This is a genomic window from Polaromonas sp. (assembly GCF_041689105.1).
In the GTDB taxonomy this organism is placed as follows: Bacteria; Pseudomonadota; Gammaproteobacteria; order Burkholderiales; family Burkholderiaceae_C; genus Polaromonas.
In genome coordinates this window covers 1-6,243 of record NZ_JBDNGU010000173.1, presented here as the reverse complement: position 1 = coordinate 6,243, position 6,243 = coordinate 1, and the positions used below count along the sequence as shown (strand labels likewise).

The following is a 6,243-nucleotide window of genomic DNA, read 5'->3' as shown; positions in this document are numbered from 1 at the left end:
TGGGGTTTATTGGGGCCTCTGGCGCGTCGTCCGGGTCCGTAAGGCCCGCTTCGAGCTCCAGTGGCATCAGGGCATCAATCTCGTCTGGCGAGAAGCCGGTGAGGCCAACATCGAAACCGAGGTCCAGTAGGTCTTGGAACTCGGTAGCCAGCATGTCGTTGTCCCAGCCGGCGTTTAGGGCGAGGCGGTTGTCGGCGATGACCAGCGCCCTTACTTGCGTTTTTGTGAGGTGGCCGAGCCTGATGCAGGGAACCTCAGTCATCCCCAACTTTCGCGCCGCTTGAACGCGGCCGTGGCCAGCAATGATGCTGTTTTCTTTGTCAACCAAAATCGGGTTCGTAAAACCAAACTCCCGAATGCTCGCTGCAATCTGGGCCACTTGCTCATCGCTGTGCGTTCTGCTGTTTCGCGCGTAGGGGATAAGATTTTCGATGGGCAATTGCTCAACTTTGTCGGAAGGGTTTACGGTTAATGTTTCTGCGGTGATTTCTTGATGCAATTCAGTGGGCTGTTTTTTCATGCGGGCTCCTGTTTTGAAGGGGTGATTGTTTGGAGATGTTGATGGTTGCAAATTATGCAACATATGGCTCTGGCACAGGATTGCACAGGTGGTTTCGCCAAAAACCCTACTCCGCTCCTATTCTTCATTGCGCATGTGTGTGTGCGCACATCATGATTATAGGCGTTATATCCTGTGCATGGTTGTGCCAAAAGTAAAAAAGCTAATGAAATCAAAGGGTTGCAGCGGTTTTTTGTTGATGAAAAAAGCTGTGCCAACTTGCACCGGCACAGCTTTATCCTGTGCCAAACGTCAAAATCAAAAAGGATCGGCCTCCGTCTCCCAGTCATGGCGCAGTCGAATTCCGGTGTAAAGGTTCAATCTTGTGCCAAAACCGCTGTTGGCACCGGATGCATCGGCCTCGTATCCTGTGCCAACGGCCCGTGGTTGGCTCCGTTTTACGCCCGGGAATGCAGCCGAAAGCTGGCGACCGAACGAGACTTTTGTGCCGGCGTGGTCCCGCCCTTGAGCCTCGCACCAGGTCTTCCAGGCTTTGAAAAGTTCGTCCCGGTTGGCCTGGGCCTGCTCGCTGACCACGCAAACCTCCTGAACAAACGACCGGATGGGGCTGGTCTGGTCGACCAAATCGGAGGCCAGCTCGTCGGCCGAGGTGGGCCGCTGGAAGTAGCCGCGCTGGTTCAGGCGGGCCAAACCCTCGAGCGCCCAGATGACAATCCCGGGCAGCTCCTTGAGCAGGCGGGAGGTCAGGCCGTGATCTTCTTTGCCCAAAAAGCTGGTGTTGAACTTGAAGGGCAAGAAGCGGTTGGCCAGCGCTGCCGAGGCGTCTGAGAAGGCAGGCAGCTCGTTGGAGGCCAGCACGAAGCGGATGGCCATCTTGCCGGACCAGGCGGTCATATTCTTGCGGTCGATCGTGATCGTGTCCTCGCCTGAGATGCGCAGCAGGTTTTCAACGATCGGCTGCTGGTCGGCCCGGCCGGAGAGGCGGGCGTCGGAGATCATGGCCAGGCGCTTGCCGATCAAGGGCTGCAGGCCGAACTGCGTGCCCAAGGAGGCCAGGCTGGGGCTGACCCGGTTGGAGTAGCCGACCAGGGCCTCAAGGATGCGAAGGATGGTGCCCTTGCCGCAGCGCGGTGGGCCGATCAGCATGAACATTTTCTGCTGGACCGTGTCGTCGGTGAGCAGGTAGCCAAACATCTCGGCCAGGGTGGCGATCGACTCGGGATCGTCCGGCCAGAGGCTTTTGAGAAATTTCAGCCACTCAACCGGCTCTTGTGCGCCTGGGTCGTATTCAAAGTCCAAGGATGAGACACAGAAAAGCCGGTCTGTGGAGGGTTGGATTGTACGGGTCGGGTGGTGCAGAAAGCCGTTTTTGAAGGCCACGATCTCGTGCGGCGGGTGGTCCCCGGGCTGGGGCTCGATCCAGACCTGAGGCTCGGGCAGGTCGGCGTAGCAGACAGCGCGCAAGGCGTGGGCGACATCGTTGACGCTGGAGGTCTTGGGGTTGAAGGCCACCTCCTCGCTGAAGCCCGTCTTGGGGTTTGTTTTTAAGGTCAGGCACTTGGCCATGAAGTGATACAAGCGCTGGTCGATATAGACCCGGTCCCGGGTGATGTAGCGCGTGGTGTCCCAGCTATAGAACTCGCCGCGCCAGTGAATGATGCGGCCCTTCTCGGGCAGGGTGTCGTGGAACAGCTCAGCAGACTTCATTGGGGAGCTGATAAAAATCATCGGCTGCTCGCTATCTTCGGGCGGCGTGCGGTCGAGCTTTTTAGGGGGTTCGGACGGCGGCGGGGTCATGCCGGCGTAATCCGATACATCCTGGATGGGCGCGTTGTCGAAGTCGGGCGGAATATCATCCCAAGGTGGGGCTTCGTCGTAATCCGGCTCCAGCTCGGCCGGTGGATCGATGGGCTCGCCCGCCTGGGCAATGCAGTGTTTGACCGCCTCCAGCCCCTCAGCCGCGTGCAGGTCGTTGAAGTCCGTGCCCGTCTCGCGTGGAGCCGACCAGACCGGGATGGCCAAAAGGGCGCCGACCTCTTGGGCCGCCTGGCGCGCGTGGGTGACACCCGGGTTGCCGTCGGTCTGAAAATCGTCGTCGGCCGCGATGATCAGTTGTACGCCGGGTAGGGCGGCGCGTATTTTGCGGGCGATGTTCCCCAAGTTCCCGGCGTGGAAGGCGACCACCGTGCAGTGGGTGGTGGCCATGCGAATGGAGCAGCAGGTCGCCCAGCCCTCGGCGATTACCACGATGTCTTTGGGTTTGCCGAGCACCGTGTAGGCACCGGCCGAGGGCGTGCCCTTGAGGAACAGCTTCGCGCCGTCGGGCTTGATGCGCTGCAGGCCGACCAGCTCGCCTGGGCCGTGCCGCATGGGTACCAGCAGCTCGTTGCCCAGCATCCGGGCGCCCTCGGGGTGGATCAGCTTGCGGGGCGGGTAGGGGTGGCCTTCGGTCTCGCCGGCCCGTGCCCACATATCGGCCGCGCGGGTGGCGCATGCCTCACGATCGATCTGCGCCTGAGCCTCCACGGCTGCCATGCGCTGGTCGCGCTCTGCGACGCGGCGGGCTTTTTCATCTGGGTCGACCGGCCTGCGGTCATCGGCTGTTGATTTGTAACCACCATCTTTGGCCAGGGCAATCAAAGTGCCGACTGTGGCGCGGTTTGCGCTGCCGCCGGGCTTGCAAGACTTCCAGACGTCGCGGGCGTTTTGACTGATGTAATTGGCGCCTTGCTGGCTCCAGGCGTCCCAGGCATCAAAGGCGGGCTCACCGAACTCGTCCCGGAAAATGAAAGCCATCTTGACCCAAACGTCTCGCTCATCGACTCCGCGCACGTAAGAGAGCATGCGCTCCGCTGTTTCAAGGGAAATGGGGTCCCTCGACCCCGTGGTTTTTGTTCGTTGCATTACCTGGCTTCTGTGGGCTGGCGAAAAATACCTTTCGCCGAATCAGTAAAAGGTGGGGCAGCCCTCGCCAGGGTCAGGCCTCGTCACCAGCTGATCAAACTAGTCAAGCCCCATGGAAAGTATAAAGGCATGTGAACGGAAAAACGCAACACCCGCAAACAATTTATTCGTGGGGTTTACCCGTAATCGCCAGCCTAGCGTCCGCAACAGATCGCACGATGGCCGCCAAGGCTCCACGCTTTTGCATGGCTGCGATGAACGCCGCTTGCTCTGGCCTGACCCGGCCAGTGGGGGTTTTAACCTCAAAATAAAAAGCCTGTGCGTCGGCGCTGCGGTGGCCAAAAATGTCGCTAAAGCCCTTGGGTAATCCGGTTTTTACGGGGCGGCCGTCTGCCGTGAAAAACAAACCGACGTTGGCCCTGGCCACAAAGTGCCCATCGGCCGAGAGCGCAACCATGATGGCGCGCATCAAATCAGCCTCACTCACCGCCGCGCATCCCAGACACGCCGAGCCAAAGCCTCAAGCTGCTGGCACGCCTGCTCGCCGCGCAACTGAAGGATGCCGCGTTTGACCACTTTCCCCGCCTCCTCGCGGCCACGCAAATACTCGCGGCGTTGGAGCTTGTCGGGCATGGCCAAGACAGCACGGGCCTCGCACTCTGACCGCCAGGCTGGGGACCAGGTGCAGGTCTCGCTGCCGTCGATCAGTTTGGTGCGCGGGTGGTCGCAAGCGGGGCAGGTCACCGGGCGGCCTCCTTAGCGTGCCGGGCACGCAGCACATGCCTTGCCCAAAGCTCTGGCCTTTTCATGCCTCGTGCGCGACCGATGCGTATCAGGTCCGCCTCCGTTTGAGACCTGCCCTGCTCGGCTTTGCGGGTTTTAACCGCCTCAGCTTTGGCCGCTGTAGTGATCTCCTCCAGCTCGCCGTCGACGTGCTCGATCTCGCGGGCAACAGGCTCGAAGTGGTGGCCGCACGAGCAGTCTGTGACTTCTGAGGGCATGGTGGCAAAGCAGACTGGGCAAGTTTTAACGGGCACCTCGGACTTTTTGGAGGACTTCTTTTTCTCGGCCGGCTCCAGCGTCCACTCGCGCAAGTCGGTCGGAAGACCGTGGCGTTTGACGTTGCCGGCGTGATCAAGAATTAAGCAGTCGGTCTTGCCTGGATACGTGCGCAGGCCGCGCCCAACGGATTGCAGGTACTTCACGACCGACTGCGTTGGGGCGAGCTGAATGATGCAGCCGATGGATGGGGCATCGACGCCAGCCACCCAAAGGGCGCAGTTGCAAACCACGTCCAGGCTGCCGTCTCGCAAGCCTTGCAGCGCGGCGTCGCGCTCGGTACCTCCCGACTCGCCACTGATGGCCAGCGCCCGGTAGCCGGCCTGGCGGAACTGCTCGGCGACGTTGTTGGCGTGCTCAACAGTGACGCAAAACGCCACAGCCGGGCGACCGTGGGCGAGCTTGCGGTAGTGCTGCACAGCCGAGCCGGTGATAACGGGCTTGTCCATCGCCTCGGCCAACTCGCCTTGATTGAAGTCGCCCATGCTGGTATGCACGCCAGACAGGTCTGGCTCGCTGGGCGCGTAGTACCGGATGGGCGCCAGAAGCGCCTCGTCGATCAAGTCTTGCGTGCTGCAGGTCGGCACCAGAATGTCGGCCACCTCACCCAGGCCGCGCCCATCAAGCCTGCAGGGCGTTGCGGTTAAGTGCAGCAGATGCGCGCCGCCTGGTCGTTTGAACTTGGGTCCAGCGCCAGCCCACTCGAAAATCTGCTGATAGGTGTTGGCCACAGCCAAGTGCGCCTCATCCACAATGATCAGATCGGGCGGCTGGAACCGGTCCAAGCGCCGGACCAGGGTTTGCACCATGGCCACCTGCACAGCCTGGCGGTGGTTTCCGTCTTGACCAGCCGCGATCCAGCCGTGGGGGATGTCGGCGTCGGTCAGCCGGTGACTGGTGTCCCGCAATATTTCTTTAAGGTGGGCGATGAACCAGACGCGCTTTCCCTTTTCGATCGCACTTTGAATCATGCAGATCGCCGTTGCGCTCTTTCCGAAGCCGGTGGGGGCAATCATGACTGGCGCCTTAAACCCACGTCGATAAGCGGCGCGCAAGTCCTCAATGGCTTTTTCTTGTCGTGGGCGAGGTGTAATTATTTTCACAGCATTCGCTCCTGCTTAGATCGGTACATAAAACAGGTAGGCCCGGGCACACGCTCAAGCAGACCGGCGCGGATCAGCCTGCCAAGCGAGCTGTTGATGCGGCGACGCTTGAGCCTGGCTGAAATGTCGCGAGGCATCTCGTATTCGGCGTGCGAAATCACGGCCAGCACCAGTCGGTCGGTAACTCGATCAGATCTCATTGCAAGGCTAGTCCTTGGCGCTGCGCAAGATCAAGTCATCAGCGGACAGCGCAATACCCCGGGCCAACGCAAGGGCCAGGATTTTCCCTTGGAGGGACGACGGCACGGCGCCGGAACTGCCGCCCTCGTCTTTGGGTTTTCGCCAGCGCACTACTGAGCTGGGGTTTCGGCCTAAAGCTCGGGCCAGCTTGCGAACGCCACCAAAGGCAAGAATGCACTTGTCGGCCGGGGTCTGGGCAAGAGGGTCTTTGGTTTCTGCATTCATGGTGCAAAAGTGTAGCGTAAAAAGCAACACCGAAAATAAAATAAATCAGAAAAACCCACGCAAACCAATTGCAAGCCACGATTTTTGATGGCATGATTGGTTTATTGCAACACTAAACGAGGTTTTAAATGCACAACGCCCACCCAATCATTCAGCAAGCCTTGGCGCCCTTTTTGGGCGCGGCTTTAACCC

The 6,243-nt window shown here is 60.2% G+C and carries 7 protein-coding genes; all 7 read right to left on the bottom strand.

Features of this window, described 5'->3' with window-relative positions; translation table 11 throughout:
- The coding region (locus tag ACESMT_RS17835) for a ParB/Srx family N-terminal domain-containing protein (RefSeq protein ID WP_372827944.1) at nt 1-520 on the bottom strand (520 nt) is incomplete at its 3' end.
- Nucleotides 521-817: 297 nt separating this feature from the next.
- A complete protein-coding gene (locus tag ACESMT_RS17830) occupies nt 818-3,364 on the bottom strand; it encodes a phage/plasmid primase, P4 family (protein WP_372827943.1) in 2,547 nt (848 codons plus the stop codon).
- Nucleotides 3,365-3,587: 223 nt separating this feature from the next.
- Nucleotides 3,588-3,893 carry a VRR-NUC domain-containing protein gene (locus ACESMT_RS17825; protein ID WP_372827942.1) on the bottom strand — a complete coding sequence of 102 codons (306 nt, stop codon included), beginning with the start codon at nt 3,891-3,893 and terminating at the stop codon, nt 3,588-3,590.
- A gap of 14 nt (nt 3,894-3,907) precedes the next feature.
- Entirely contained in the window at nt 3,908-4,168 is a 261-nt protein-coding gene (locus ACESMT_RS17820; RefSeq protein ID WP_372827941.1) for a hypothetical protein, read from the bottom strand.
- Nucleotides 4,165-5,586, bottom strand: a complete 1,422-nt coding sequence (locus ACESMT_RS17815; RefSeq protein ID WP_372827940.1) for a DEAD/DEAH box helicase — start codon at nt 5,584-5,586, stop codon at nt 4,165-4,167. The genes ACESMT_RS17820 and ACESMT_RS17815 overlap by 4 nt, the downstream gene beginning before the upstream one ends.
- A complete protein-coding gene (locus tag ACESMT_RS17810) occupies nt 5,583-5,786 on the bottom strand; it encodes a MarR family transcriptional regulator (protein WP_372827939.1) in 204 nt (67 codons plus the stop codon). Before ACESMT_RS17810 ends, ACESMT_RS17815 begins: the two co-directional genes overlap by 4 nt.
- Nucleotides 5,787-5,793: 7 nt before the next feature.
- On the bottom strand, nt 5,794-6,051 hold the full coding sequence (locus tag ACESMT_RS17805; RefSeq protein WP_372827938.1) for a carph-isopro domain-containing protein: 258 nt from the start codon (nt 6,049-6,051) through the stop codon (nt 5,794-5,796).
- Between the last annotated feature and the right edge of the window lie 192 nt (nt 6,052-6,243).

What these genes read in the sequence shown, in the direction of transcription:
- ACESMT_RS17830 (WP_372827943.1), bottom strand. Translation starts at nt 3,364, where the DNA reads ATGCTCTCTTACGTGCGCGGAGTCGATGAGCGAGACGTTTGGGTCAAG.
- ACESMT_RS17825 (WP_372827942.1), bottom strand. Translation starts at nt 3,893, where the DNA reads ATGCGCGCCATCATGGTTGCGCTCTCGGCCGATGGGCACTTTGTGGCC.
- ACESMT_RS17810 (WP_372827939.1), bottom strand. Translation starts at nt 5,786, where the DNA reads ATGAGATCTGATCGAGTTACCGACCGACTGGTGCTGGCCGTGATTTCG.
- ACESMT_RS17805 (WP_372827938.1), bottom strand. Translation starts at nt 6,051, where the DNA reads ATGAATGCAGAAACCAAAGACCCTCTTGCCCAGACCCCGGCCGACAAG.